This is a genomic window from Streptomyces sp. NPDC020597 (genome assembly GCF_044335095.1).
Lineage (GTDB): Bacteria > Actinomycetota > Actinomycetes > Streptomycetales > Streptomycetaceae > Streptomyces.
In genome coordinates this window covers 137,372-163,282 of sequence record NZ_JBIRUL010000017.1, presented here as the reverse complement: position 1 = coordinate 163,282, position 25,911 = coordinate 137,372, and the positions used below count along the sequence as shown (strand labels likewise).

The window sequence follows — 25,911 nt, the reverse complement described above, 5'->3', positions numbered from 1 at the left end:
TCGACCACAAGGTCCACCTCGTCGTGGACGGCCACTCCGCCCACCGCTCCCGCAAGGTCCGCACCTGGCTCGCCGACCACCCCGACCGGATCGAGTTGCACTTCCTGCCCGCGTACTCGCCCGAGCTCAACCCCGACGAACTGGTCAACGCCGACCTCAAACGCAGCCTGCCGATGCACAGCCGGGCCCGCGACCAGGCCCAACTCGCCACCGAGACCCGCCGGTTCTTCCACCGCCGCCAACGCCAACCACACATCGTCCGCGGCTACTTCGGCGGCCCACACGTCCGCTACACCCTCGAATAGAACCCTTTGAGTTTCGGATCAATAATGTGAAGGTGATATTGCATGGCTCGTCCTCCGGCGCTGAAGCTCGCCGAGGTTCTCGCGGAGATTCGTATGAGTCCGTCGGCGTTCTACCGAATGCGCGCTCGCGGGCAAGCGCCCCGCATGGTCAAGTTGCCCAATGGTGAACTCCGGTGTCGTCGTTCTGACCTGGATGCCTGGTGGGACATGTGCGAGAAAGATACTGATACTTGGCGATGAGTTACAACGTCCGTTTCTGGGACATACGGGAGCGCCCCGATCGGCGCAAGCCGTTTATGGTCCGGTGGACAGTCAATGGGCGCGAGAAATCAGAGTCATTCATGACCGTCGGGCTCGCCGACAGTAGGCGGTCAAAGCTGATGACCGCAGCGCGCGATGGTGAGCCCTTCGATGAGCACACAGGGCTGCCAGCGACCGAGCTGCGAGCTATCAAGCAGCGGACGACATGGTATGACCTTGCGCACGAATACCTCGACCAGCGTTGGGGCCGCACGCCGGGAAACACCCGCCGCACACTGGCCGATGCATTCGCCACCATCACGCCTGCCCTTGTGCGCTCTGGCGCGACCTATTCGGAGCCGCGTGTGCTGCGGCGAGCGTTGTACTCCTGGGCGTTCAACAAGAAGGCCTGGGAGAAAGAGCCCGTTGAGGAATGGCGGCAGGCGCTGGACTGGATGAAGCGGAACTCCCTGCCCGTCAGCGCTCTCGCGGAAGCCGATGTGCTGCGACGGGCATTGGACGCCCTGTGCCTCAAGCTGGATGGCAAAGAGGCTGCGGCCAAGACGGCACGACGCAAGCGGGCTGCATTCAACGAAGGCCTCAACATCGCTGTGGAGAAGGGTTATTTCACGGAGAATCCTCTCAATGGGCTCAGGTGGAACGCTCCAGCGGTCAACGAGGAAGTGGACCCGGCTGCCGTTCCCAATCCCGCCCAGGTCGCCCGGCTGCTCGCAGCGGTTGCCCAGCAGCGCGGGCGCGGCCCTCACCTGGAGGCGTTCTTCGGCTGCATGTACTACGCGGCGATGCGGCCTGCTGATGGCGTCGTCATCGCAGGCAAAGACTGGACGGACGGCGGCGCGGTGCACGAAGTGCACTCCCTCAAGCGCCGTGCGGCCACCGCGACTCGGCCTGTGCCCATCCCGCCGCAGTTCGTACGCATGCTCCGCGCACACATCGAACGCTTCGGTGTGGCGCCGGACGGTCGACTGTTCCGGAACCAGGCCGGCAACTACGTGGACGCGGCTGCATATGGCACAACGTGGTCGCGGGCACGGAAGTACGTCCTGACCCGTACAGAACTCGCCTCCAAGCTGGCCAAGCGGCCCTACGATCTCCGGCATGCCGGGATCTCGTTCTGGCTGTACTCCGGTGTGGACCCCGCCGAGTGCGCTCGTCGCGCGGGCCAGAGCATCGAGGTCCTCTTCCGTCACTACGCCAAGTTCCTGGACGGCGTTCGAGAGCAGGCCAACCGCCTCATCGAGCAGTCCATGCAGGAGTGGGACCGCGTCAGCCACGGCGCGGAGTCTGAAGGGGGTGAGTCGGGGTTTGGTCCGTGACTGGTCCGGAAGTACTGGTCAGGAGCGGGACAGCGGTGGGAGGAACTGGGAGTTATGACGTAAGTCGGTCCCTGCTCTGGGCCGACCGAGGGGAAGGCGCCTGGCGGGCAAAAGCCCAGGTCAGACGCCTTTTTTCGTGCCTCTAGAAGAAGCCCAGCTTCTTCGGCGAGTACGACACCAGGAGGTTCTTCGTCTGCTGGTAGTGCTCCAGCATCATCTTGTGCGTCTCCCGTCCGATGCCGGACTGCTTGTAGCCCCCGAAGGCGGCGTGCGCCGGGTACGCGTGATAGCAGTTGGTCCACACGCGCCCGGCCTGGATCGCCCGGCCGGCGCGGTACGCCGTGTTGATGTCCCGTGTCCACACCCCCGCGCCGAGGCCGTACGAGGTGTCGTTGGCGATCTTGATGGCGTCGTCGAAGTCGTCGAACGACGCCACCGAGACGACCGGGCCGAAAATCTCCTCCTGGAAGACCCGCATGCGGTTGTCGCCCTCGAAGATCGTCGGTTGGACGTAGTAACCGCCCTTCAACTCCCCGTCGTACTCCGCGCGTTCACCGCCGGTGAGGATCCTGGCGCCTTCGTTCCGGCCTATGTCGATGTAGGAGAGGATCTTCGCCAACTGATCGCCGGAGGCCTGCGCGCCGATCATCGTGTCCGTGTCGAGGGGGTGCCCGGGCTTGATGAGCTCGGTGCGGGCGACGGCCGCCTGGAGGAAGTCGCCGTAGTTGCCGCTCTGTATGAGGCCGCGCGAGGGGCAGGTGCAGACCTCGCCCTGGTTCAGCGCGAACATGGTGAACCCCTCGAGGGCCTTGTCCCGGAGGTCGTCGTCCTTCTCCCAGACGTCGTCGAAGAAGATGTTCGGCGATTTGCCGCCCAGTTCCAGGGTGACCGGCTTGAGGTGCTCCGCCGCGTACTGCATGATCAGCCGGCCCGTGGACGTCTCGCCGGTGAAGGCGACCTTCGCCACCCGCGGGCTGGACGCGAGCGGCTTGCCCGCCTCCGGTCCGAACCCGTTGACGATGTTGACCACGCCGGGCGGCAGCAGGTCCGCGATCAGACTCATCCAGTAGTGCAGCGACACCGGGGTCTGCTCGGCGGGCTTGATGACCACCGCGTTGCCAGCGGCGAGGGCGGGCGCGAGCTTCCAGGTGGCCATCAGAATGGGGAAGTTCCAGGGGATGATCTGCGCGACGACGCCGAGCGGCTCGTGGAAGTGGTACGCCACGGTGTCGTCGTCGACCTCGCTGAGCGAGCCCTCCTGGGCGCGGATCGCGCCGGCGAAGTACCGGAAGTGGTCGATGGCCAGGGGGATGTCCGCCGCCAGCGTCTCCCGGACCGGCTTGCCGTTCTCCCAGCTCTCAGCGACCGCGAGCGGCTCCAGATGGGCCTCCATCCGGTCGGCGATCTTCAGCAGGATGTCGGATCGCTCGGTCGCCGAGGTGCGCCCCCAGCCCGGCGCGGCGGCGTGCGCCGCGTCCAGCGCCCGCTCCACGTCCTCCGCCGTGCCGCGGGCCACCTCCGTGAAGGTCTGCCCGTTGACCGGCGACGGGTTCTCGAAGTAGCGCCCGAGGGCCGGGGGGACGTACTCGCCGCCGATGAAGTGGTCGTAACGCGTCTGGTAGGAGACGATCGCGCCTTCGGTGCCGGGCGCCGCGTAACGGGTCATCCTGCTCTGCCTCCTTCAGCAGCGCTGCCCGCCGTTGGACAGCTCTTCGCGCGAGGCTAGGGAAACGGACGTTGCAACCACGTTGCGTGTGGGCGGAGACCGTGACAGCGCGGTGCAGCAGTTCCCGCCGCCGCGCACGACAGGGGCCAGGTGCCCGGCGGCACGGGCAGTGCCGGCGCGCAGCACCCGACACTCCGTGCCCGGTGAGGCTCCGTGCTCGGCGAGCTTCGAGTTCCTGGCGTCCCGGACCGTGTTCGCCGCGCTTCAGCGGTGCGGCCATCCCGGCGGGGTCGTCAGCTCCGCCTCCAGCGAGGCGAGGCGCGTCCGTGTCGCCGCCGTCGGACGGGCCTCCACAAGGGCCCGCCACACGTCGACGTCGTCCTCGCCCCAGGGCGCGTGTGCCCAGTCCGTCAGCAGATCGGGGTCGCCACAGGCGATCAGCGCGGCCCGCAGTCCCTCGGTGAGCCGGCGTCTGAGCCGCACGACCGCCGGAGCCTGGGACCCCGGCAGCGGCGGTCCCGCATACGCCGTCGCCGCCGCCGTCACCGCACCGGTCGCCAGCCGTCTCTCGACGACGGTCAGGTCGCAGTCGCAGGCGACCGTGAGCCGGTAGGGGCGCGACGCCAGCAGCCCGGGACCGAGGATTCCGCGCAGCCGTGCGAGTTCGGCCCGCAGGGTCACCGGGGTCACCGACTCGTCCTCGTACAGCGCGCACATGAGCTCGTCGCCGGTCAGACCTTCGGGATGCCGGGCCAGCAGCAGCAGGATCTCGCTGTGCCGACGGCTCAGCCGCAACTCCCGGCCGCCGGTGACCAGTCGCGCCTCGTCGCGGCCCAGCACGCTCAGCCGCGGAGTGTCGGCATTGGGCTGCGCCGGGGCGAGCAGGGCCAGGTGGGCCTCCGCGGCCCGGGCTACCGCCTGCACGAAACCCAGACTGTGCGGATGCGCGAGCCCGTTGCCGCCCGTGATGTCCACGGCGCCCAGCACCCGACCGGTTCGGGGGTCGTGCACCGGCGCGGCCGCGCACGTCCACGGCTGCACCCGTCGTGTGAAGTGCTCGGCCGCGAACACCTGCACCGGCCGGTCCAGGGCGACCGCCGTGCCCGGGGCGTTCGTCCCGACCGCGGTCTCCGCCCACCTCGCCCCGGGCACGAAGTTCATCCGCCCCGCGTGTCGCCGTGTCGCCGCGTGGCCCTCGACCCACAACAGCCTGCCGTGGGCGTCGCACACCGCCAGGAGATGCTCGCCGTCCGAGGCGAACGTGCCCATCAGCTCGCGGAACAGGGGCATCACCCGCGCCAGAGGATGCTCCGACCGGTAGGTTCCGAGGTCGCCGTCGGTCAGTTCCACGTCCGCCGTGCCGTCGGGGACGACGCCGGCCCGCGCCGAACGCCGCCACGAGTCGGCCACCACGGCCCGCACCGGCCGCGGCACGGTGCCCGCCTCGGTGAACGTCTCGTGGGCCCGGCGCAGAACCCGTACCCGCTCGGCGGGGTCGGCCCCCGGTTCGAGGGCCACCCAGGGATCGTTCAACTCGTCCTCCTGGTGGGCGATACGGCTGGAGACATCGTCACTCCGGGTGTGCGGCCCGACAACCGTCCGGACGATCCTCACCGAAACCAGTTCCTCCGGTCCCGGGATCGGGCGATCGGCGCCCGACAGCTCATGGTGTCCCATGACCCGCAGCCGTGCGCCCCGCGCCCGGAATCCGTGGACGGCCCGGTGCTTGTGGACAACTCCCTCACCCGAACGGGCAGTTCCGCGCGGGTCGCGTGGGCTGCATGGGTCGCGTGGACCGCGCGGCCACCCGCTCGGCGCTGTCGGCGTCCCAGGCGTCCGGCGTGCCAGAGGGGCCCGGGGTGTCGACGTGCCTGGTGTGCCCGGTGTGCTTGGCGTGTCCGCCGCGTGCGGCGTGTTCCGGGCGCTCGGCGTCGATCGGTTCGCGAGGACGACCAGGGCGGGCACCGGCCGCGGTCCGAGCCGCTCGGAAGTGCTCGAAACCGTTCGGACCCGAGCGGTCCTCAGTCCGGCCGGACCCGCTCCGCCACCGCCGCCGGGTCGTCGAGCACCGCCCGCACCACCGAGTGCGCGGCGCCGAGCAACGGTCCCTCGGGGCCCAGCCGGGACACGGAGACAGGGCGGGCGGGTCCCGCGGTGCGCCGGGAGAGTTCTGTCTCCAGCGACGGGAGGAGCCAGGGCGCGAGGCCGGCCAGGGCGCCGCCCAGCACGATGCTCTCGGGGTCCAGCAGGTTGAGCGCCCCGGTCAGGGCGATGCCGAGCGATGTTCCGGCGTCCCGCAGCGCGCGCCGTACGTTCGGGTCGCCGTCCGCGGCCCGTCCGGCGAGGAGACCGACGCGGTCCTCGCCGGGTTCCAGCCCGGCTGCCCGCAGCACCGCCTCCTCACCGGCGTACTGCTCCAGACATCCGCGCCCGCCGCACACGCACGCCGGACCGTCGGGATGCACCGGCACATGGCCGAGTTCGCCCGCGAAACCGCGGGTGCCGCGCAGCAGGGCCCCGTCCACGACGAGCGCCGCGCCGATGCCGATCTCGGCCGACACGTGCAGGAAGTCCCTCGGGGTGTCCGTGCCGAGCCAGAGTTCGGCCAGGCCGCCGAAGTTGGCCTCGTTGTCCACGGTCAGCGGGTACTCCGCGGGCAGCAGCGCGCCGAGATCGACGTCGTGCCAGTCGAGGTTCGGTGCGCGCACGACCGTACGGGCGTCCCGTGCCACAAGGCCCGGAACCGCGACGGACAGCCCGGCCGGCCACAGCCCCTCGCGTTCCGCGCCCGCGACGACCTGGCGCAGGAGCTCGGTCAGCTCCCCGACGACCGGCTCGGGGGAGCGGCCGCGGTTGGTGCCGTGTCGCACCGCCCGCGCCCGTACCTCGCCGCGCAGGTCGACGGCGCAGACCGCGAGGTGGTCGACCCCGATCTCGGCGCCCATGCCCGCCGGACCGTGTCCGCTGACCGCGAGGGCCGAGCCGGGCCGGCCCACCCGGCCGGGCCGTTCGGGGCCGAGTTCCTCGAGCAGCCCGGTGCGTATGAGCTCGTCGACAAGGGTCGACACCGCCGCCCGCGTCAGACCGATCCGTGAGGCGACGGCGGCGCGCGAGAGCGAGCCCTCGGCACGGACGGCGTGCATCACCCGGGCCAGGTTGCGGCGGCGCATGCCCTGCTGGGTGTCAGGAGTCGCGCGCCCCCGGCCGGCGGGCCGGGCCTCGTGCAGCGGTGCGGTCATGCCTCCGTCGATTCGTCGATTCGTCGATGGGCTGGTGGGTCGATGTGGGTCGATCGGGTCGATGGTCGATGCCGGGTTGTCGGACGGCCCGGCCTCTCGGCCCGGTCTCTTTGATGGTCAGTTGGCGTTCGGGCTCCGCTCCAGCAGCGGGGACGCGTCGGAGAGTACCCCGGCGATTCTCGTCAGCGTCGCCTCGTCCCGCTCGACGGCGTCGAGGACCGGGCCCCGGGCGGTGTTCCAGCGCCGGGCGACCGCGGCCGGGTCCTCGCCGGTCAGCAGCCCCGCCGCCTGCGCGGCTGCCCCCAGCGCGACGAGTTCCTTCGCTTCGGGGACCTGGACCGGACGGCCCGACAGCCGGCGCACCGTCTGCTGCCAGGCCGCGCCCCGGGCGCCGCCGCCGATCAGCAGCAGGGGGGACGAGCGGTCCGCTTCCGCGTCGAGGACGAGGTCGAGCGCGCCGAGCAGGGAATGCACCGCCCCGTCGTAGGCGGCCTGGAGCAGCTGGCCGGCGGTCGTGTCGTGACGCAGACCGTGCAGCACGCCCGACGCGTTCGGCAGGTTCGGGGTGCGCTCCCCGTCGAGGTACGGCAGGAGCGTGAGGTGCGCGGTGGGCTCCACGGCCTCGCGGTCCAGCCCCAGCAGAGCGGCGACCCGGTCGACGGCGAGCGTGCAGTTCAGGGTGCAGGCCAGGGGCAGCCAGTCGCCGTGGGCGTCGGCGAAGCCGGCCACGGTGCCGGTGGGATCGGTGGGGCGGCGCTTGGCCACCGCGTACACCGTGCCCGAGGTGCCGAGGCTCAGCACGGGAGTGCCGGGACGCAGCCCGAGGCCGAGCGCCGCCGCGGCGTTGTCGCCGGTGCCGGGAGCGACCAGCGTTCCCTTGGCGAACGGCAGGTCGTGGCTGTCGCGCACGGTGCCCGCCACCTCTCCGGGCCGCACCACGCGGGGCAGCAGGGCGGGGTCGAGTCCCACGTGGGCGAGGATCTCCGGGTCGTACGATTCCGTCCCCGAGGCCCACCAGCCGGTCCCCGAGACGTCACCCCGGTCGGTGGTCCCCTCGCCGGTGAGGCGTTCGGTGAGGTAGTCGTGGGGGAGGCGCACGGCCTTGGTCGCGCGCAGGGCCTCCGGCTCGTTCTCCGCCAGCCACGCCCACTTGGTCACCGTGAAGCTGGCCGCCGGCACGGATCCGGTGCGCTCCGCCCAGAACTTCGCTCCGCCCAGCTCCTCGGTCAGCCGGCGCGCCTGGGGAGCCGAGCGGACGTCGTTCCACAGCAGCGCCGGGCGCACCGGCTCGCCACGCTCGTCCAGGGTGACGAGTCCGTGCTGCTGGCCGCCGATCGACACGGCGGCCGCTTCGCGGGCCGCGTCGCCGCACTGGTGCAGCGCCTCACGCAGGGCGTCCCACCACTGGCGGGGGTCGCTCTCACGGCCCGCCCCCGAGGACACGGTGTGCGGCGCCTGGCCGCTCGCGACGACGGCGCCGGTGGCGGCGTCGACGACCAGGACCTTCGTGGACTGGGTGGACGTGTCCACGCCGACGACGAGCGGACCCTCGGCTGCTGACATCGGGCTCTCCCTCAAGTTTTTCCGCGGCTCTGCGGGATCTGTCTTCCCAGAGATGCGTCCGCATACTAATTTGTAAACGGCCATGACGAAATAGTTCGCCACCGCCCCCGCACCGCAGACTTCGAGCAAGGAGCCCGGCATGAGCTACCAGCCCACCCCCGACGACAGGTTCACCTTCGGCCTGTGGACCGTCGGCTGGCAGGGAAGGGACCCGTTCGGCGACGCCACGCGGCGTGCCCTCGACCCGGTCGAGACGGTGACGCGCCTGGCCGACCTGGGCGCCTACGGCGTGACGTTCCACGACGACGACCTCATCCCGTTCGGATCCTCCGACAGTGAGCGCGAGGAGCACGTCAAGCGCTTCCGGCAGGCCCTGGACACCACCGGAATGACCGTGCCGATGGCCACCACCAACCTCTTCACGCACCCCGTCTTCAAGGACGGCGCGTTCACCGCGAACGACCGTGACGTGCGCCGGTACGCCCTGCGCAAGACGATCCGCAACATCGACCTCGCCGTCGAGCTCGGCGCAACGACGTACGTGGCCTGGGGCGGCCGTGAGGGCGCCGAGTCCGGCGCCGCCAAGGACGTCCGCGTGGCGCTCGACCGCATGAAGGAGGCCTTCGACCTCCTCGGCGAGTACGTGACCTCGCAGGGTTACGACCTGAAGTTCGCCATCGAGCCCAAGCCCAACGAGCCGCGCGGCGACATCCTGCTGCCCACCGTCGGCCACGCCCTGGCGTTCATCGAGCGCCTGGAGCGTCCCGAGCTGTACGGCGTCAACCCGGAGGTCGGCCACGAGCAGATGGCCGGGCTGAACTTCCCGCACGGCATCGCGCAGGCGCTGTGGGCGGGCAAGCTCTTCCACATCGACCTCAATGGTCAGTCCGGCATCAAGTACGACCAGGACCTGCGCTTCGGCGCCGGTGACCTGCGTGCCGCGTTCTGGCTGGTCGACCTGCTGGAGAGCGCCGGTTACGCGGGCCCGAAGCACTTCGACTTCAAGCCGCCGCGCACCGAGGACCTCGACGGCGTGTGGGCGTCGGCGGCGGGTTGCATGCGCAACTACCTGATCCTCAAGGAGCGGGCGACCGCCTTCCGCGCCGACCCCGAGGTCCAGGAGGCCCTGCGCGCCTCCCGCCTCGACGAGCTGGCCCAGGCCACCGCGTCCGACGGCCTGGAGAGCCTGCTCGCCGACCGCACCGCCTTCGAGGACTTCGACCCCGAGGCGGCCGCCGCGCGTGGCATGGCCTTCGAGCAGCTCGACCAGCTCGCGATGGACCACCTGCTGGGCGCCCGTAACTGAGCCGCGCACACGCGCGTGGGTGCCCCGCGGCCACACACGCGCGTGCCGCCGAACGCTCCTCCTCCGGTCGGCCTCCGCCCGCAATATGCCGGAACCATGCCCTCCGTGCCATGAACCGGTATCAAGCCGCGTGCGGGGGTCGCCCTCGGGAGGGCTCACGGTCACGCTGGACGGCATGGCCATGCCGCCCGTACCGCCTCAGCCGCCCGGACCGCCGGGAGACATGCCGCCCCCCGGCGGCTACGGACCGCCCACCGCCCCCTACGGGACCGGCGCGGCCGGTGATCCCGGCGGCCCCGGCCGACGGCGCAGAAACCCGCTCTTCGTGGTGTTCGCCCTGCTGGTCCTGGCCGCAGCGGTCGTCGCCGTCGTGCTGATGAGGTCGGGAAGCGGCGACTCGCCGGACGACGAACCCACGACCGGGGTCGGCGCCACGGGCTCGCCCACACCGTCCGCCGGTCTTCCGACCGACCTGCCCAGCGGCTTCCCCAGCCGCCTTCCCACCGCGCTGCCGAGCACGCTCCCGACGGATCTGCCCACCGCGCTTCCGAGCACGCTGCCGACCGAGCTGCCCAGCGGGCTGGAGTCGCTGCTCCCCTCGGTGGGGGACCTCGCGCCGTAACCGGCGTCACCGGCCCCGCGGCCGACGCGCGTGAGGCACGCCGTTCCTCATGCCGACGGCGTGACGGCGGAGGGCGCTTCCGCCGGGGGACGGCGCTTCCGTCACGGAGGGGACGGCGTCTCCTCGCCGTCGGGGCGCGCTGTCGCCAGGGCGGTCCCCGGGTCGTCGGCGGCCTCCCCGGCCGGCGTCCAGCGACCGCCCTCCTTGCGGTACGGCCACCAGCGACCGTCCCGTCCCAGCCGGAGCTGGCAGGGCTCACCGACGACCGTCCAGCGGTTGGCCTGTGCCCGCAGAGCCGGCCGCTCGTCCTCCTCCCAGGCGGCTTCCAGCGCGGCACGCGCGCGGGCCAGCGCATCGCCTTCGACGGCCCACTCCTCCTCCCACACCGAAAGGGCGGCGGGCCCGCCGTGCCGCCAGGCCCGTACGGCCGAGGCCAGCTGCTCACGGCTGCGCCCGGAGCCCGCGGCCAGCCGTCCGGTCACGACGGCGAGCCGATGCGCGCCTGGACGGCCGCCGACGGCGCCGGCCGCCAGTCGTACGGCGTCCTGACCGACCGACAACGCCTCCTCGCCGGCGCTCCGTCCCGGGCGCTCGTGCAGCGCCTCCGCGAGCAGCAGGTGCGCCGCGGCGGCTGTCCGGGCGGCCAGGAACTCCACAGCGGCGGGCTCCACCGCGGGCGGGGGCGGGGTGTCCGTGTCCAACGCGGGCGGGACGCCCGGCTGCGGCGGGAGAGCGGGCACGGCGGGCAGCGCTGGCAGGATGTCACCGGCCGCGTACGCCTCCGCCGCGTCCACCCCGTCGGCTCGGGGCGCCGCCGACCCGGCGCCGGCCGCAGCGCCGGCGCCGCGCGCCTGGAGGCCGTCCAGCAGGGCCCCTTCGGCGCGGCCGCGAAGCAGCAGCAGGACGAACGGATCCTGGTCGAGCAGCCTGGCCACCTGGTAGCAGACGGCCGCCGTGTGACCGCAGTGGTCCCAGGCGCCGCAGTCGCACTGCGCCTCCAGGTCGCCGAGCCCCGGCAGCAGGCGGACGCCCCCGGCGTCCGCGTCCTCGACGAGATGGGACGGCATCTCCCGGTCGAGCAGTGCGGCCATGTGGCCGGCCCGTTCCACCGTCAGGTCCAGGAAGCGGTCCCATTGCGCGTCCGAAAGCGGGTCGAGCAGCACGTCGGCCCGGTGCGGTGTGCGGTCACGACCGCGGACGACGGCCGTGACGCGGCCCGGTCGCACGGTCACCGCCCCCACGGCGCCCGCGCGCGCGAGCCGCCGGCCCTCCTTCACCTGCTTCCCGTCCACGGCGCCGTCCTCCAACGCCGTCAGCCACGCCCTGCCCCACCAGGTCTGCGCGAATCCTCTCCCGTGCGCGGGAGGCAGCGCCGCGAACGTGCGTGCCTCGGCGCCCTCGATGGGTTCCCCGCCGCGCCTGCCGGCGCCGTCGTGCCCGTTCATCGCGTGCCCTCCCGCAGTTCCACCAGATCGGCCAGCTCGGCGTCCGTCAGCTCCGTGAACGCCGCCTCCCCGGCCTCCAGGACGGCGTCCGCGACAGCCCGTTTGCGCCGCAGCATGTCGGCGATGCGGTCCTCGATCGTCCCTTCGGCGATCAGCCGGTGCACCTGCACGGGACGGGTCTGGCCGATGCGGTGGGCACGGTCGGTGGCCTGCGCCTCGACGGCCGGATTCCACCAGCGGTCGTAGTGCACGACGTGCTCCGCGCGCGTGAGGTTGAGCCCGGTGCCCGCGGCCCGCAGCGACAGCAGGAACACCGGGACCTCGCCGTCCTGGAAGCGCCGGACCATGGCCTCGCGTTCGGCGACCGGCGTGCCGCCGTGCAGGAACAGCGTGGGGACGCCCCGCGCGGCGAGGTGCCGTTCCAGCAGCCGCGCCAGGCGCACGTACTGCGTGAAGACCAGCACGCTCGCCCCCTCGGCGAGGAGAACGTCGAGGAGTTCGTCCAGGAGCTCCAGCTTCCCGGAGCGTCCGGCGGTCCTCGGCCGGTCTTCCTTGAGGTACTGCGCGGGATGGTTGCAGATCTGTTTGAGACCGGTCAGCAGTTTCACGATCAGGCCGCGCCGCGCCATGTCGTCGGCCTCGGCGATCGCCGCCAGCGTCTCGCGCACCACGGCCTCGTACAGGCCCGCCTGCTCGTCGGTGAGGGCGACGGGCCGGTCGGTCTCCGTCTTGGGCGGGAGCTCGGGCGCGATGCCCGGGTCCGACTTGCGCCGGCGCAGCAGGAACGGTCCGATCAGCCGGGCGAGCCGCTCCGCCGCCGCCGGATCCCCGCCGCCCTCGACGGCTCGCGCATGGCGCGCGCGGAAGTGGCCGGGCCGGCCCAGCAGGCCTGGCGTCGTCCAGTCGAGGATCGCCCACAGTTCCGACAGGTCGTTCTCCACCGGAGTGCCCGTGAGGGCCACCCGCGCGCGTGAGCCGATGGTGCGCAGCGCCCGCGCGGTCGCCGAGTACGGGTTCTTCACATGCTGCGCCTCGTCCGCGACGACCAGGCCCCACGCGACCGCGCCGAGCCGCTCGGCGTCCAGCCTCAGCGTGCCGTAGGTCGTGAGCACGAAGTCCCCGTCGGCCGGCGCCGCGAGGTCGCGACGCGGGCCGTGGAAGCGGCGTACGGCAGTGCCCGGGGCGAACCTCTCGATCTCCCGCTGCCAGTTGCCCATCAGCGACGTCGGACAGACCACGAGGGTGGGACCCGCGGCCGAGGCGTCCGCCTGGCGGTGCAGGTGCAGGGCGATCAGCGTGACGGTCTTGCCCAGCCCCATGTCGTCCGCCAGACAGCAGCCCAGGCCGAGGGCCGTGTTGCGGGCCAGCCAGTCCAGCCCGCGTCGCTGGTAGTCGCGCAGGGTGGCCTCGAGCGCGGCGGGCTGGGCCACCGGCTCGTGGCGGTCGGGGTGCGTCAGCCGCTCCCGCAGGGCCTCCAGCCACCCGGTGGGCTCCACGTCGACCCGGTGGCCGTCTACCTCCGTGGAGCCCGTCAGAGCCGCGCTCAGGGCGTCCACGGGGGTGAGCCTGCGGTCCTGCCGGTCGGCGGCGCGACGCAGTTCCCCCGGGTCGATCAGAACCCATCGGTCACGCAGCCGCACCAGCGGCCGCTTCGCCTCGGCCAGACGGTCCAGCTCCTCACGCGTGAGCTGCCGTCCACCGAGCCCGAACCGCCAGGCGAACGTCAGAACGGCGTCCGCAGACAGGAGCGGCGGTGTCTCCGACCCCGCGCGTGGTGACGTCGAGCCCTCCTCCGGCGGACCCACGACCGCGCGTACGGTCAGCGTCCGCACCAGCTCACGGGGCCAGTGCACCTCGACGCCTGCCGTCGCCAGCGCTCGTGAACCGTCCCCCAGGAGTTCGACGATCTCCTCGTCCACGAGATCGACCGCCTCGGGGACCGCGGCCGACAGCAGGGGGGTGAGCGGGGGCCAGGCCCGCGCGGCACGGCGCAGGGCGAGCAGTGCGTCGGTACGCGCACGGGGGCCGAGCCCCTCGGGCGCTGCCTCGGGGTCGCCCCAGATCGCGGCGGCGTCGGCGACGAGCGTGGGGTCGCTGACACTGTGCACCTGCGGCACTGCCCGGTAACGGGGCGTCACTCCGTCAAGGTCGGGATCGGGGTCGCCGCCGAGGCCTGCGCCGACGCCGCTCGAGGAGAGTGTGGCTGCACCGGTTCTGCCGATTCTGCCGGTTCCGCGGACGCCGGACCGGGACTCGGCGGCCTCGCTTTCGCCTGCGGGCGGCCCGACGGCCGGAGGTTCGTGTGCCGCGAACTCCGGGACTCCGACGCCCGACACCTCGATCCGCAGCGAGATCCGTACGCCGGCGTCATGGCCCGCGGCGACGTCGGCCGCCCAGTCGCGCAGCTCCGGCGCGGCCTGGGGCTCTCGCGTCGCGTACGCGGGTCCGCCGGTCACGAGCGACGCCGCGGGTGTGCGGGGCAGCGCGTCCGCGAGGGCGTCCAGAAACGCGCGCAGCAGCCGCTCGGGGTCGGGCAGCCGCAGCGGCGGGGCGTCGTCCAGCGGCTCTGCGTGTGCCTCGGGCGGCATGGAGGCGGCGAGCCGGCGTACCTGTTCGGTGTCGTCCGGGCCCAGCGGGCCGGCCCGCCAGGCGTCGTGGTCCTGTGCGGACAGGCCGGGAAGCAGCAGGCCGCGGGCCGTGAACCGCAGGGACAGCAGTGCGGCCGCACCCCAGAACGCGGCGGATCGGTGGGCGTCCGGCGCGGTACGCGCGTGGACGAGGACGGGAAGGGCGTCCAGCACCGGCAGCAGCAGGACGGGCACGCGGGCGACCGTCACGCCCGCGCCGGTCGGCCGGACGACGGACAGACTCGTGGACGGATCCCGCGCGCCTCGCGGCCACGCGACGGGAGGGGCCTCGCCGTCGGGTCGCCAGAAGGCGACGCCGCCGGCGCGGGCGGGGACGCCGGGCACGAACAGGGCGCAGCAGCGGACCAGTTCGGAGGTCTCGGGTGATACTTCCGTGGGAACCCTCTGCACGGTGATAAGCCTGCTCCTCAAGTTTGACTACCGGGGGCGGAGTCGCCGAGGGTACAGGACTCGCGAGGAGAGGGCGCACCGCTTCTTCGGCGGACAGGTCCGGGGCGGCTCTCTCCGCACGCCCAGTCCGGCGCCCGGGCGTCGCCGGACGCCTCGAGGGCGCCTCGGGGACTCTCGGGGGTGGGTTTCAGGGACGTCTCAGGGTCGCTGCCGGAACCGCGGGCGGCGTGGACCCGTTTTCATGGCAGAGAGCGGCAACGGCCGCGAAGGAGGCGACGCACACATGTCGAAGAACGCGAAGATCGCCGCAGGGGGCGTGGCGGTAGGGCTCCTCCTGCTGATCTGGCTGCCCTGGTGGGCCGCCCTGCTGATCGTGGTGGGGGTTCCCGCGGCGGCCTACCTCACGCTGGATCCGTCGCAGCGGCGCAGGCTGCGCCGTGTCACGCGCAAGGAGCTCGGCCGCTGAGAGACGGGGACCGCGTGGCGGCCCCCGTCGCCCGCTCGGGGAGACCCGACCGGTCTCACAGGGGCCGTACGGCCATTTTGTCGAGTGCCTCCAGCAGTCCGGGCAGTTCGGGTCCGCGGCCGACGGGCAGCACCTCGCCCGGCTCCTCGTCGAGCAGCACGAACGCGATGTCGTCGGTCCTGGCGACGAGCGACCAGCCGGGACCGTCGGCGCGCAGCGTTCGCGCGTCACCGGGAGCGAACGAGGAGCGCACCCGTCCGAGCGGAGGCGGGCTGTCCACGTAGGCGCGCACCTCGGCCAGCACTCGGCGGATGCCGCTGTGCCCGCCCGGCGACGCCTTGCCGGCCCCGCCGGACCCGGGCTCGCCGGCCGTGCCGGCACGACCGGCGTCGCCCTCGGTCACTGCTGCGTCGCCCGCGGAACCTGCGGCCGTCTCCGCGCGCTCCCGCGACGAAGCGAACTCCGCGTCGTCGATCTGCTCCCGCCACACGGCCCACTGGAGCGCGATCTCGTCTGCACCCAGACGACGCTGTGCGGGACCCCAGGTGCTGGTGTCCGGAGGCGTCAGCGTGGGACCGTCCGCGACGTCCGGGGCGGGGTCGTGCGGTGCGGGCACGCCGGGAGCCGCGACGGCGACCGCAAGCGGCCAGCCGGGCAGTGCGGCGACGACCGTCCGCTCGTCGGGCGACAGGTCGTACTCCATGCCGCAGTCCCACGACGCGATGGCGACGGCCACCAAGGACACGTCGTCGATGACGACGGTCCACCGTGCTCCTCCGCCGTCCTGGCCCAGCACCAGGCCGTACCCGTCGGCGAGCGGCGGCATGCCGAGCGCCGCGCAGGCCTCCGGATAGTCGTCGCCCAGCGCGCTCGGGAACTTCGCCGGCGTCAACAGCACCGCCGTGAGCACATAGAGCGCGTCGTCCGCGGCGGCGACGGTGTCCTCGTCCGTCCCGGCCATCCCAGCCTCCCCATCGGTTCGTCCAACCGCGCGCACCCTAGTGCGGCGAGAAGGCGCTTGTCACGGCCGCCGACTACCCGGAGCTGCAGGTTTCCGGCCGGACGGGGCGAATCGACCACGGGGAGCGGTCGGATGCGTCACGCCGCCGGCAGTCCGAGGAGTTCGCGAGCCACGGTCTGCGGCGATTCGTCGCGTTGCCGCGCCAGGGCGATGACGGCGCGGCAGGCCAGTTCGTTGACGCCGAAGGACAACGCCTCCGGCGACACCCAGTCCGCTGCCTCGTCGATTTTGTCCTGATCGTCCTCCGCGCAGGCCGAGACGTACACGGCGGCCGCCTCGAACAGGTTGTGCGTGCGCTTTTTGCCCGAGCGCGCCGTGGCGTCCGGGCTCGCCGCGCTGTCCGGACCGGGCCGCGCGCGCCCCGCGTCGAGGAGTCTTCCGCAAGCCTTGCGTATCGCACCGATCATGCCGTCCGCCTTCCCAGTGCCTCAATGCGTCGACGGGCCGTCCATCTCCCGCTGCTCACCCTGGAGTTGCCCGCCCGGGGGCGGAAGGGAACGGGGTTGCGGTCACTGATCGGGCGTCGAGCGACCCGAGGGTCTCGCGCAGCCAGGCGAGCTCGGCCCGCGAGGTGGCCCGGGCGATGGTCAGGATGCCGCGCCGGAACGGATCCGTCAGCTCCTCGGCCCGCAACGGGCGGTCGCCGTCGTAGAAGAAGCTCGCCGGTTCCTCGAGGAAGGCCAGCCGGCGGCGTAGCACCGCGGCCTGGGCGGCGGAGTCGTCCAGGTGCCGCAGGAAGGCGAGCACGGTGAACCAGCGGTTCTCGTCGGTGATGTCCCGCCGGTCGGGTTCGGCGAGCCGCCTGCGCAGTTCGTCCCGGCCGTCGGCGGTGAGGCTCAGGACGTGCCGCGGAGCGGCTGCGATGCCGGGCTCGGTGGCGCGCACCAGGAGGCCCGCCTTCTCCAGGCGCTTGATCGCCGGGTACAGCGTGCTCTCGGCCACGGGGCGCACGTGCCCGGTGAGTGCGGTGATGCGCTTGCGCAGCTCGTAGCCGTGCAGCGGGGCGTCGAACAGGAAACCGAGGACGGCGAGCTCCAGCATGTCCGCATTCTGCCGCAGAACAGGTGTACCTCGCAGTCTTGGTACCACGTCCTTGCCGTACTGCACTATGGACATACATCGTTGACGTAGTACCTCGTGAACGATGTATGGTCATCGCGATGCCGATCCCGGTGCCATGTCGATACCCGTGCCGGCCCTGGTGGCGATCGACCGGGCCGGGCGACGACCGTGATCCGAGGGGGAGCGATGCAGCAGACCGAGTTCGACGGCGAGGGGAGCCGGGTGCGCTGGACCGAGACCCGGGGCGGCGGGCCCGCGCGGGTGTACGTGCACGGGCTCGGCGCGGCCTCGACCGTGTACCACGCGCACGTGGCGGCGCGGCCGGAACTGGCCGGCCGGTGGAGCATGTTCGTCGACCTGCCCGGTCACGGCATCAGCGACCGCCCGGCGGATTTCGGCTACACGCTCGAGGAACACGCCGACGCCCTGGCGGCCGCGCTGGACGCGGCCGGGGTGACCGGCGCCGAACTGGTCGCCCACAGCATGGGCGGCTCCGTGGCCGTCGTCCTGGCGCACCGCCGGCCCGACCTGGTCGCCCGGCTGGTGCTGACGGAGGCCAACCTCGACGCGTTCCCGCCGCCCGCCGCGGGCAGCAGCGGCATCGCCTCCTACGGGGAGGACGAGTTCGTCGCCGGCGAGTACGCGCGCGTGCTCGACGAGGTCGGGCCTGTGTGGGCGGCGACGATGCGGCTCGCCGACCCGCGCGCACTGCACCGCAGCGCCGTCGGACTGCGGCGCGGATCGGATCCCGTCATGCGCGAGATCCTGACCGGCCTGCACACGGTGGAACGCGTCTACCTGCAGGGTGAGTTCACCGGCCCGCTCGACGGAGCGGACGCGCTGGCGGCCGCCGGGGTGCGCGTGGTCACGGTGCCGGGCGCCGGCCACAACGTCATGTTCGACAACCCCGACGCGTTCGTGCGGGCGGTCGCCGGAGGCGAGTGACTCCTCAGCCCTCGCGTACGGCCACGGCCAGGAACCGCGCGTCCTCGTCGACGTACGACGTCAGACGCCACCCCGCCCCCGCCAGCAGAGGGCGGAGGTTGGGTTCGGCCCGCAGATCCTCCGGCGTGATCCGACGCCCCTGGCGGGCCGCGAGCGCCGCCCGGCCTAGGGGATGGAACAGCGCCAGCATGCCGCCGGGGCGCACCACGCGCGCCAGCTCGCCGAGGTTCTCGGCCGGCCGGGGCAGGTGGGAGACGAGCCCCGCGCCGAAGACGGCGTCCAGGGCCCCGGAGCGCAGGGGGAGAGCGGTGACGTCCGCGAGCACCAGCCGCCCGTCGCGGTCCCGGCCGGCCCGTACGGCGGCCTCCAGCATGGCCGGGGTCAGATCGGCCCCGACGACCACTCCCGAACGCCCCACGGCGGCACGCAGCGGCGGCAGAGCCCGTCCGGTGCCGCACCCCGCGTCCAGCACGCGGTCACCCTCGCGCAGCCCGAGGCCGCCGACCGCAGCCGCGTAGGCGGGACCGTCGTCGGGGAACCGGTCGTCCCAGCCGGCGGCGCGGGCGCCGAAGAACTCCTGAACATGTGTGTGACGGTCGCTCATTCTCCGCATGATCCCTCACCGGACCGGAGGACGCCTCGGCGCACATGTTCGAGCGTGACCCGATCGTTCAGGCGCATCTCTGAGTCATATTCCAACAGCTTTCGAAATGCGCCGCCCTTGTGCTCCCTGGCCCCCGCTAGCGTCCCGTGGCCATGGGACACCTGGACCACGCCGCCTTCGGCTGGCTGACCCCCGTGCTGTCGTACGCGATGGCCTGCATCGGCGCAGCCCTCGGGCTGCGCTGCACCATGCGCGCGCTCGGCGTCTCCGGGCGCTCCCGCCGCAACTGGCTGATCACCGCCGCGTCGGCGATCGGCACCGGAATCTGGACCATGCACTTCGTGGCGATGCTCGGATTCGGCGTGACCGGCACCGACATCCGCTACGACGTCCCCCTGACCGTGCTGAGTCTTCTCGTGGCCATGGTCGTGGTCTGCGCCGGCGTCTTCGCCGTCGGCTACGGCGGCGACCGCACGCGCGCGCTGCTGATCGGCGGACTCACTACCGGTCTGGGCGTGGCGAGCATGCACTACCTGGGCATGGCGGCGGTCCGGCTGCACGGCGACGTCACCTACGACGCGGTGCGGGTGGGACTCTCCGTCCTGATCGCCGTCGTCGCGGCGACCGCGGCGCTCTGGGCGGCGCTCAACATCAAGTCGCCGGTCGCCGTCACCCTCGCCTCCCTCGTCATGGGCGTGGCGGTGAGCAGCATGCACTACACCGGCATGTTCGCGGTGCGGGTGCACGTCACGCCCTCGGGGGAGACGCTGCCCGGGGCCACGGCGATGCAGTTCATCTTCCCCCTCGCCGTCGGCCTCGGGTCCTATCTCTTCCTGACCTCGGCCTTCGTCGCCCTGTCACCCACCACCGGGGAGCGCGCGGCCTCCGCCTCGGCACAGCAGGCCGTGGAGATCGCCCAGGGCGGTCCGGGGCGACAACCGGCCCGGACCGTCTGACCGGCCGGCACACCCGTCCCAGCCCCCCTTCCGAGCGAGGAGGCCATGCGCACACCCCGCAGGACCCCGACGGCCGGCGCCGACGCGCCGCCCCCCGCGCGCGGGAGGCGCGCCCACGCCGGACCCCCGGCCGACGAAGGTCCGGACGAACGGACGGACCCGTCGAAGACCCCCGCCCCGGACACGTCGACCCCGCGCACGCAAGGCTGGCGCCTCCGGCCACGCACCGTACGAGCCAAGATCGTCTGCCTGCTGATGGTGCCGGTCGTCTCCCTGCTCGCCCTGTGGGCCTTCGCCACGGTCGGCACCGCACAGGACGTCTCCCGGCTGCGCCAGTTGCAGCGCGTCGACTCCCAGGTCCGCGCCCCCGTCGCGGCCGCCGTGGCCGCCCTCCAGGCCGAACGGACAGCCGCCGTACGGTACGCGACCCGTCCCGCACCCGGACAGGACGCCGGCCTGCGGACGCTCGCCGAACGCACCGACCGCGCGGTGTCCGGCCTGCGGCTCGGCGACGACAGCACCGTCGCCGACGGCCAGGACCTGCCCGCGGGCGTGGCCCGGCGTCTCCAGACGTTCGTCTCCGACGCCGGACGCCTGTCCGAGCTGCGGAGCGCCGTACTCGACGGCAGCGCCGGCTGGGAGACGGCCTACAGCCGCTACACCGGCGCCATCTCGTCGGCCTTCGCGGTCGGCGGTGCCCTCACGGGCATCCAGGACGCCGAACTCGGCTCCGACGCGCGCGTGCTGCTCGAGTTCTCCCGCGCGGGAGAGGCACTGGCCCAGGAGGACGCCGTGCTCGCCGGCGCGCGTCTGGAGGGGCGCCTCGACGGAACCCGTCTGCGACTGTTCACCGGCGCGGTCGACACGCGTCGTGCCCTCACCGGATCGGCCACCGCGGACCTGCGCGGGCCCGAGCACACCGCCTGGCGCCGTCTCGCCGCCGGCAGCGCCTACGCGGCCCTGGGGGCCTCCGAGGACAGGGTGCTCGCCAGGCGGCCGGGAGCCAAGGCGATCGCCGCCGCCCCCGAGGGCGCCTGGGAGTCGGCACACGCCCGCGTGCAGGACGGCATGCGGACCATCGAGGCGAACGCCGGCAATGACGTCGCCGGCCGCGCCGACCCGCTCACCCGCGGTCTGCTCACCGCACCCGGAGCCGCGGTGCTGCTCGGCCTCGCCGCCGTCCTCGCCTCGCTCGTCATCTCCGTGCGCATCGGTCGCGGGCTCGTCGTCGAACTCGTCGGCCTGCGCAACAGCGCTCTGGAGATCGCCCGGCGCAAACTCCCGGAGGCGATGGGGAAACTGCGCGCCGGGGAGCAGATCGACGTCCGCGCGGAAGCTCCGCCAGGTCCTCCCTCCGAGGACGAGACCGGCCAGGTCGCCGAGGCGCTGAACACCGTGCACCGGGCCGCACTGCGCGCCGCCGTGGAGCGCGCCGAACTCGCCAGCGGCATCTCCGGGGTGTTCGTCAACCTGGCCCGCCGCAGCCAGGTCCTCGTCCACCGCCAGCTGAGCCTCCTGGACAGCATGGAGCGCCGCTCCGACGACCCGAACGAGCTCAGCGACCTCTTCCGGCTCGACCACCTCACCACCCGCATGCGACGCCACGCGGAGAGCCTGATCATCCTTTCCGGTGCGGCGCCCGGGCGGGCCTGGCGGATGCCGGTCTCCCTCACCAACGTCGTCCGCGCAGCCGTCTCCGAGGTCGAGGACTACGCGCGCGTGGAGGTACGGCAACTCCCCGAGGCCGCCGTCCTCGGCACGGCCGTGGCCGACCTCACCCACCTGCTCGCCGAGCTCGTCGAGAACGCGGCACAGTTCTCGCCCCCGCACACCCGTGTGCGCGTCACCGGCGAACCCGTCGGCAACGGCTACGCCGTGGAAGTCGAGGACCGGGGCCTGGGCATGGGCAGGGAGACCCTCGACGAGGCCAACCGCCGCATCGCCCAGTCCGAGGCCCTCGACCTCTTCGACAGCGACCGGCTCGGCCTGTTCGTCGTGAGCAGGCTCGCCGCCCGGCACGGCGTCAAGGTGCATCTGCGAACCTCGCCCTACGGCGGCACCACGGCGGTCGTCCTGCTCCCGACGGCCCTGCTGCACAGCGGCACGCCGGAGGATTCCGCCCGGGAGGCGGCGGGGCAGCCGACGGAACGCGCCTACGCGCGCGTGGCCGGAGGCGGCGGCCACAACCCCGTCGGCCGCGCCTCCGACGGCCGCGCTGCCGACGAGCACGCCTTCGGGCCGCACGAGATGTCCGAGCGACCGCTCGACCACCGGCAGGCCGTCAGCCCCGGCCCTGCCGGCCGACGGCGCGAGTCCGTCCTCCCGCCCGCCGAAAGACCCGCGCTCGCTGCCTCCGCGCAGGGCGCCGCCGAGCCCGCCGCGGCCGTTCCACCGCCCACCGGAGTGACAGCCTTGCGTCTGCACCGTCCCCCGGACGACGACCAGGACGCCGGACACGGCGAGGCCACCGGACACGACGAAGCCGGGACCGGACAGGGGGAGGACACGGACGACCTTCCACGCCGGGTCCGGCAGGCCAGCCTCGCTCCCCAACTGCGCCGCTCGGGCCCCGGCGAACCGGCCCGGACGACCGCCCCGCGCGGCGACGAAGGACGCACCCCCGAGCTCGCACGGAACCGTTTGGCCGCGTACCGGGCGGGCTGGGCCCGAGGCGGCGGAAGGCAACCCGGCCGCGGCGCGGCCCCGGATTCCGCACCGGGCAGCGAAAGCACTGAAGGAGACCACGCATGATCCAGGATCCGAGCATGAGATCGGCCCAGCGGTCCGGCGAACTCGACTGGCTGCTGGACGACCTGGTCATGCGGGTGAGCGAGGTACGGCACGCGGTGGTGCTGTCCAACGACGGCCTCGCCGTCGGCGCCTCCACCGACCTCAGACGTGAGGACGCCGAGCACCTCGCCGCCGTCGCCTCCGGCTTCCACAGCCTCGCCAAGGGCGCGGGCCGCCATTTCGGCGCCGGCGGCGTACGCCAGACCATGGTGGAGATGGATGACGGCTTCCTGTTCGTGGCCGCCGCCGGCGACGGCTCCTGTCTGGCCGTGCTCACCGCCGTGACCGCCGACATCGGCCTGGTCGCGTACGAGATGGCACGACTGGTCAAGCGCGTCGGAGAGCACCTCTACACGCCCACGCGCCTCGCCGCGCGGCCGCCCTCCGTCGGATGAGACGAGAGTCCGTGCCGATGACCGAGGACATGACCGGCGCCCCGCACCGACCGGGCAGCCAGTGGTTCGACACCGACGCCGGCCCCCTGGTCCGCCCGTACGCCATGACGGGCGGACGGACGAAACCCGGCCCGACGGGAGTGCGCTTCGACCTGATCGCCCTGGTCACCCTGGATCCGGGCGCGCCCGGCACGGACGGTCTGGCGATCGGACCGGAGCACCGTGCCCTCGTCGGTCTCTGCCGCGAGGAGACCCAGTCCGTCGCGGAACTCGCGGCCGGCGCCGACCTGCCCGTGGGCGTCGTCCGAGTGCTCCTCGGTGATCTGCTCGAACTGGGCTGCGTCACCGTCAGCCGGCCGGTCCCGCCCGCGCAGCTCCCCGACGAACGGATCCTGCGCGAGGTGATCGCAGGGCTGCGAGCCCTGTAGACGAACCTCGCCGACCCGACCGGAGGCGCCCGGACCCGCGACGCCTCCCCCGTATCGCGTCTCCTCCCTGCCTCGCCTCCGCCCTGCCTCGCATCCTCCGTTCGGCGTCGAATTTGGCCGACGCCCCGGACCTGATCCCGAGAGAAGTGATCCATGGTCTCCGAGCACTCCGACACCGCCGACGGCGAGTCGGCCCCGATGGCGTTGAAGATTCTGGTCGCCGGCGGGTTCGGCGTGGGCAAGACCACCATGGTGGGCGCGGTCAGCGAGATCAAACCGCTGCGCACCGAGGAACTGCTCAGCCAGGCGGGCCAGTCGGTGGACGACACCGACGGCGTGGACCAGAAGGTCACGACCACCGTCGCGATGGACTTCGGCCGGATCACCATCCGTTCCGGACTCTCCCTCTACCTGTTCGGCACTCCGGGGCAGGACCGCTTCTGGTTCCTGTGGGACGAACTGTCGCAGGGAGCACTGGGCGCGGTGGTTCTGGCCGACACCCGACGGCTCGAGGACTGCTTCCCCGCGGTCGACTACTTCGAGCACCGGCACATTCCGTTCGTCGTGGCCGTCAACTGCTTCACGGGCACGCGAACGTACGGCGCCCGGGACGTGTCGCGTGCGCTCGACCTGGACGAGGGCACCCCGGTCGTCCTGTGCGACGCCCGTGACCGGGACTCCGGGAAGGAGGTGCTGATCCGGCTGGTCGAGTACGCCGGGCGGATGCACACCGCCCGCCTGCTCGACTCGGTCGGCTGACCTGGGCGTCCGCCGCGGGGCCGGCTCGCGATGTCCTGCGCCCCGGCGAAGGGCGAACTCCTGCTGTTGCACGCAGTGGTGGACGTCGACTTCCGCGCCATGCCGCCGTCCTCCTTGCTCCCGCCGCCGTCCCTGGGGAAGGGTGATGGGCGGGTCCTCCGGCGAGCCGGCGGATCGCAGGGGACGGCATACGGGGAATGTCACACGGGGAGCGGGACATGGCGGGCAACCAGGGAATGGGCCGGCTGCTGGACGATCTGGCCGAGCGCGTCGACCACGTACGACACGCGCTCGTCCTGTCCGACGACGGGCTGGTGGCGGGCGCGAGCACCGGAATGCGCCGGGAGGACGCGGAGCACCTCGCCGCCGTCGCGTCCGGCCTCCACAGCCTGGCCAAGGGCTCGGGACGTCACTTCGGGGCGGGCCGGGTACGGCAGACGATGATCGAGTTCGATGACGCGGTGCTGTTCGTCACCGCGGCCGGAGCAGGCAGTTGCCTGTGCGTGCTGAGCGGGGTGGACGCCGACATGGGTCGTGTCGCCTACGAGATGACTCTGCTCGTCAACCGGGTCGGCGAACACCTCACCGTGGACGCCCGGCACCCTGACCGCGCCCCACTGACAGGTATCTGACCTGCACTTTCACCCTCCCCTTCGGAGTTATCCACAGGCCGCCACGGAATCGGCGTCCACGGGTACGGTTTTTTCCGGGGCCACCGCCGACGGCGCGGGCCCGCTTCACTCCACTCACTCCACGGGGGAGATCCGCCATGTCCGCGAACACCTTCGCACGCCTGCACTCCACATCACTCGCGCCCGGTCGCGCGGCACGCGAACTGAGCCTGAAACGCAGTGAGTTCGACCTCGGCGTGCACCTAGGGCGCATCAGGACGACACCCGACGAAGGGGGAGGGGGCCGTCGGGTGGCCCGCGCCGAGATCGACCGCCTGCGGGCGGAACCGGGCTTTCCCGAGACTCTCCGTCAACGGGTGCACGCCGTGGGCACCGGCGAGGGCGCGGCGATCCTGGAGGTGCCGCCCACCCGGTTCACCCGTCTCGCACGGGTCGGACTGGTGGTGCCCGTCAAGTTCTATCTCAACCGGTACCGGGCCGTCGTATGGCTGTATCTCGCCGAGGAACTGCGCCAGTTCGCGGCGGACCGGACGAACGCCTTCCTGCTCACGGGGCGGACGCCCGAGGTGTTGCGCAGCCAGCTGGCCGCAGGCGTCGACCTGCGGGCCCGGAACTGGCGGGGACGCCACCTGGGCTTCCTGCTCCGGCAGACCGACGACCCCTGGCAGCGCGCCGGAGTGCTGGCGGCCTTCCTCGGCCCGCCACATGTCGCGGAGGTCGTGGACGACTCCTACGAGCGCGCGCATCTGAACAGGTTGCGGCCCGCGCCGCCGGCGCACGGAGCCCCGGGCTCTCCCGCCGCCCAGCTCATCGAGAAGATCATGACCGCACAGGACCGCGACGAGATCGACTGGCTGAGCTCCGATCTGGCGAACACCCTGGCCGAGGCACGCGCGGCACAGCCCGCGCCGCACCCCTTCCCGAAGCCCGCCCGGCGTCGTCCGTCACCGCGATACGCACGACTGGACGCAATGGACCCACTGGACTCCCCGGCCGAGTCGGATGCGTACGACCGGTCGGACGCATTCGGCGATCCGAACCCGTCGGCACGCGGCCTGTTCGGCTGGCTGCGCCGCCGCAGCGGCTGACGCC

General features: G+C 72.7%; 24 protein-coding genes. 14 read left to right on the top strand and 10 right to left on the bottom strand.

Annotated elements, in window-relative coordinates; all coding sequences use genetic code 11:
* The 3 genes from ACH4ZA_RS26830 to ACH4ZA_RS26820 form a co-directional block, all read left to right on the top strand.
* Nucleotides 1-305, top strand: a 305-nt coding sequence (locus ACH4ZA_RS26830) for a transposase (RefSeq protein ID WP_398432030.1), incomplete at its 5' end; no start/stop codon positions are given.
* 42 nt (nt 306-347) lie between these two features.
* Complete coding sequence (locus ACH4ZA_RS26825) at nt 348-545, top strand: helix-turn-helix transcriptional regulator (protein ID WP_398432029.1); 198 nt, start codon at nt 348-350, stop codon at nt 543-545.
* Nucleotides 542-1,882 carry a tyrosine-type recombinase/integrase gene (locus ACH4ZA_RS26820; protein ID WP_398432028.1) on the top strand — a complete coding sequence of 447 codons (1,341 nt, stop codon included), beginning with the start codon at nt 542-544 and terminating at the stop codon, nt 1,880-1,882. Before ACH4ZA_RS26825 ends, ACH4ZA_RS26820 begins: the two co-directional genes overlap by 4 nt.
* A gap of 142 nt (nt 1,883-2,024) precedes the next feature.
* Here the strand turns inward: ACH4ZA_RS26820 and ACH4ZA_RS26815 are convergent, their stop codons facing one another.
* The 4 genes from ACH4ZA_RS26815 to xylB all read right to left on the bottom strand — a co-directional run bounded on the left by ACH4ZA_RS26815 (nt 2,025) and on the right by xylB (nt 8,350).
* Complete coding sequence (locus ACH4ZA_RS26815; protein WP_398432027.1) at nt 2,025-3,548, bottom strand: aldehyde dehydrogenase family protein; 1,524 nt, start codon at nt 3,546-3,548, stop codon at nt 2,025-2,027.
* 264 nt (nt 3,549-3,812) lie between these two features.
* Complete coding sequence (locus ACH4ZA_RS26810; RefSeq protein WP_398432026.1) at nt 3,813-5,081, bottom strand: GAF domain-containing protein; 1,269 nt, start codon at nt 5,079-5,081, stop codon at nt 3,813-3,815.
* A 488-nt stretch (nt 5,082-5,569) separates the two neighbouring features.
* Complete coding sequence (locus ACH4ZA_RS26805; RefSeq protein ID WP_398432025.1) at nt 5,570-6,787, bottom strand: ROK family protein; 1,218 nt, start codon at nt 6,785-6,787, stop codon at nt 5,570-5,572.
* Nucleotides 6,788-6,904: 117 nt separating this feature from the next.
* Nucleotides 6,905-8,350: a xylulokinase gene (gene xylB, locus ACH4ZA_RS26800; protein WP_398432024.1), complete on the bottom strand. Its 1,446-nt coding sequence runs from the start codon at nt 8,348-8,350 to the stop codon at nt 6,905-6,907.
* Nucleotides 8,351-8,489: 139 nt separating this feature from the next.
* Here xylB and xylA point away from each other — a divergent pair, with 139 nt between their 5' ends.
* Complete coding sequence (gene xylA / locus ACH4ZA_RS26795) at nt 8,490-9,656, top strand: xylose isomerase (protein ID WP_398432023.1); 1,167 nt, start codon at nt 8,490-8,492, stop codon at nt 9,654-9,656.
* A 175-nt stretch (nt 9,657-9,831) separates the two neighbouring features.
* Nucleotides 9,832-10,278, top strand: coding sequence for a hypothetical protein (locus tag ACH4ZA_RS26790; protein WP_398432022.1), 447 nt, complete (start codon nt 9,832-9,834; stop codon nt 10,276-10,278).
* A 101-nt stretch (nt 10,279-10,379) separates the two neighbouring features.
* Here ACH4ZA_RS26790 and ACH4ZA_RS26785 read toward each other — a convergent pair whose 3' ends face one another.
* Together ACH4ZA_RS26785 and ACH4ZA_RS26780 are read right to left on the bottom strand one after the other, a co-directional pair.
* A complete protein-coding gene (locus ACH4ZA_RS26785; RefSeq protein ID WP_398432021.1) occupies nt 10,380-11,723 on the bottom strand; it encodes an SWF or SNF family helicase in 1,344 nt (447 codons plus the stop codon).
* Nucleotides 11,720-14,761: a DEAD/DEAH box helicase gene (locus ACH4ZA_RS26780; protein ID WP_398432020.1), complete on the bottom strand. Its 3,042-nt coding sequence runs from the start codon at nt 14,759-14,761 to the stop codon at nt 11,720-11,722. The genes ACH4ZA_RS26785 and ACH4ZA_RS26780 overlap by 4 nt, the downstream gene beginning before the upstream one ends.
* A gap of 283 nt (nt 14,762-15,044) precedes the next feature.
* Here ACH4ZA_RS26780 and ACH4ZA_RS26775 point away from each other — a divergent pair, with 283 nt between their 5' ends.
* Nucleotides 15,045-15,227: a hypothetical protein gene (locus ACH4ZA_RS26775; protein WP_053851965.1), complete on the top strand. Its 183-nt coding sequence runs from the start codon at nt 15,045-15,047 to the stop codon at nt 15,225-15,227.
* 55 nt (nt 15,228-15,282) lie between these two features.
* Here the strand turns inward: ACH4ZA_RS26775 and ACH4ZA_RS26770 are convergent, their stop codons facing one another.
* The 3 genes from ACH4ZA_RS26770 to ACH4ZA_RS26760 form a co-directional block, all read right to left on the bottom strand.
* Nucleotides 15,283-16,188, bottom strand: coding sequence for a hypothetical protein (locus ACH4ZA_RS26770; RefSeq protein WP_398432019.1), 906 nt, complete (start codon nt 16,186-16,188; stop codon nt 15,283-15,285).
* Between the two features lie 137 nt (nt 16,189-16,325).
* The gene (locus ACH4ZA_RS26765) at nt 16,326-16,655 is read right to left on the bottom strand and encodes a hypothetical protein (protein ID WP_398432018.1); all 330 of its coding nucleotides are present in this window, start codon (nt 16,653-16,655) and stop codon (nt 16,326-16,328) included.
* Nucleotides 16,656-16,710: 55 nt separating this feature from the next.
* On the bottom strand, nt 16,711-17,289 hold the full coding sequence (locus ACH4ZA_RS26760; protein ID WP_398432017.1) for a PadR family transcriptional regulator: 579 nt from the start codon (nt 17,287-17,289) through the stop codon (nt 16,711-16,713).
* A gap of 207 nt (nt 17,290-17,496) precedes the next feature.
* Between ACH4ZA_RS26760 and ACH4ZA_RS26755 the strand changes: the two genes are divergently transcribed.
* Entirely contained in the window at nt 17,497-18,255 is a 759-nt protein-coding gene (locus tag ACH4ZA_RS26755) for an alpha/beta fold hydrolase (protein ID WP_398432016.1), read from the top strand.
* A 4-nt stretch (nt 18,256-18,259) separates the two neighbouring features.
* On the opposite strand, the gene ACH4ZA_RS26750 is transcribed toward ACH4ZA_RS26755, so the two are convergent.
* Entirely contained in the window at nt 18,260-18,859 is a 600-nt protein-coding gene (locus ACH4ZA_RS26750) for a class I SAM-dependent methyltransferase (protein ID WP_398432015.1), read from the bottom strand.
* Between the two features lie 152 nt (nt 18,860-19,011).
* On the opposite strand from ACH4ZA_RS26750, the gene ACH4ZA_RS26745 reads away from it, so the two are divergent.
* The 7 genes from ACH4ZA_RS26745 (at nt 19,012) to ACH4ZA_RS26715 (ending at nt 25,907) form a co-directional block, all read left to right on the top strand.
* A complete protein-coding gene (locus tag ACH4ZA_RS26745) occupies nt 19,012-19,815 on the top strand; it encodes an MHYT domain-containing protein (protein WP_398432014.1) in 804 nt (267 codons plus the stop codon).
* A gap of 45 nt (nt 19,816-19,860) precedes the next feature.
* A complete protein-coding gene (locus ACH4ZA_RS26740; protein ID WP_398432013.1) occupies nt 19,861-22,566 on the top strand; it encodes a nitrate- and nitrite sensing domain-containing protein in 2,706 nt (901 codons plus the stop codon).
* Nucleotides 22,563-23,000: a roadblock/LC7 domain-containing protein gene (locus ACH4ZA_RS26735; protein WP_398432012.1), complete on the top strand. Its 438-nt coding sequence runs from the start codon at nt 22,563-22,565 to the stop codon at nt 22,998-23,000. The genes ACH4ZA_RS26740 and ACH4ZA_RS26735 overlap by 4 nt, the downstream gene beginning before the upstream one ends.
* Nucleotides 23,001-23,017: 17 nt before the next feature.
* Nucleotides 23,018-23,428, top strand: coding sequence for a DUF742 domain-containing protein (locus ACH4ZA_RS26730; protein ID WP_351678145.1), 411 nt, complete (start codon nt 23,018-23,020; stop codon nt 23,426-23,428).
* A 153-nt stretch (nt 23,429-23,581) separates the two neighbouring features.
* Nucleotides 23,582-24,187, top strand: a complete 606-nt coding sequence (locus ACH4ZA_RS26725) for a GTP-binding protein (protein ID WP_398432011.1) — start codon at nt 23,582-23,584, stop codon at nt 24,185-24,187.
* Between the two features lie 218 nt (nt 24,188-24,405).
* Nucleotides 24,406-24,819, top strand: coding sequence for a roadblock/LC7 domain-containing protein (locus tag ACH4ZA_RS26720; RefSeq protein ID WP_398432010.1), 414 nt, complete (start codon nt 24,406-24,408; stop codon nt 24,817-24,819).
* A 137-nt stretch (nt 24,820-24,956) separates the two neighbouring features.
* Nucleotides 24,957-25,907 carry a DUF6397 family protein gene (locus ACH4ZA_RS26715; protein WP_398432009.1) on the top strand — a complete coding sequence of 317 codons (951 nt, stop codon included), beginning with the start codon at nt 24,957-24,959 and terminating at the stop codon, nt 25,905-25,907.
* Nucleotides 25,908-25,911 lie beyond the last annotated feature (4 nt).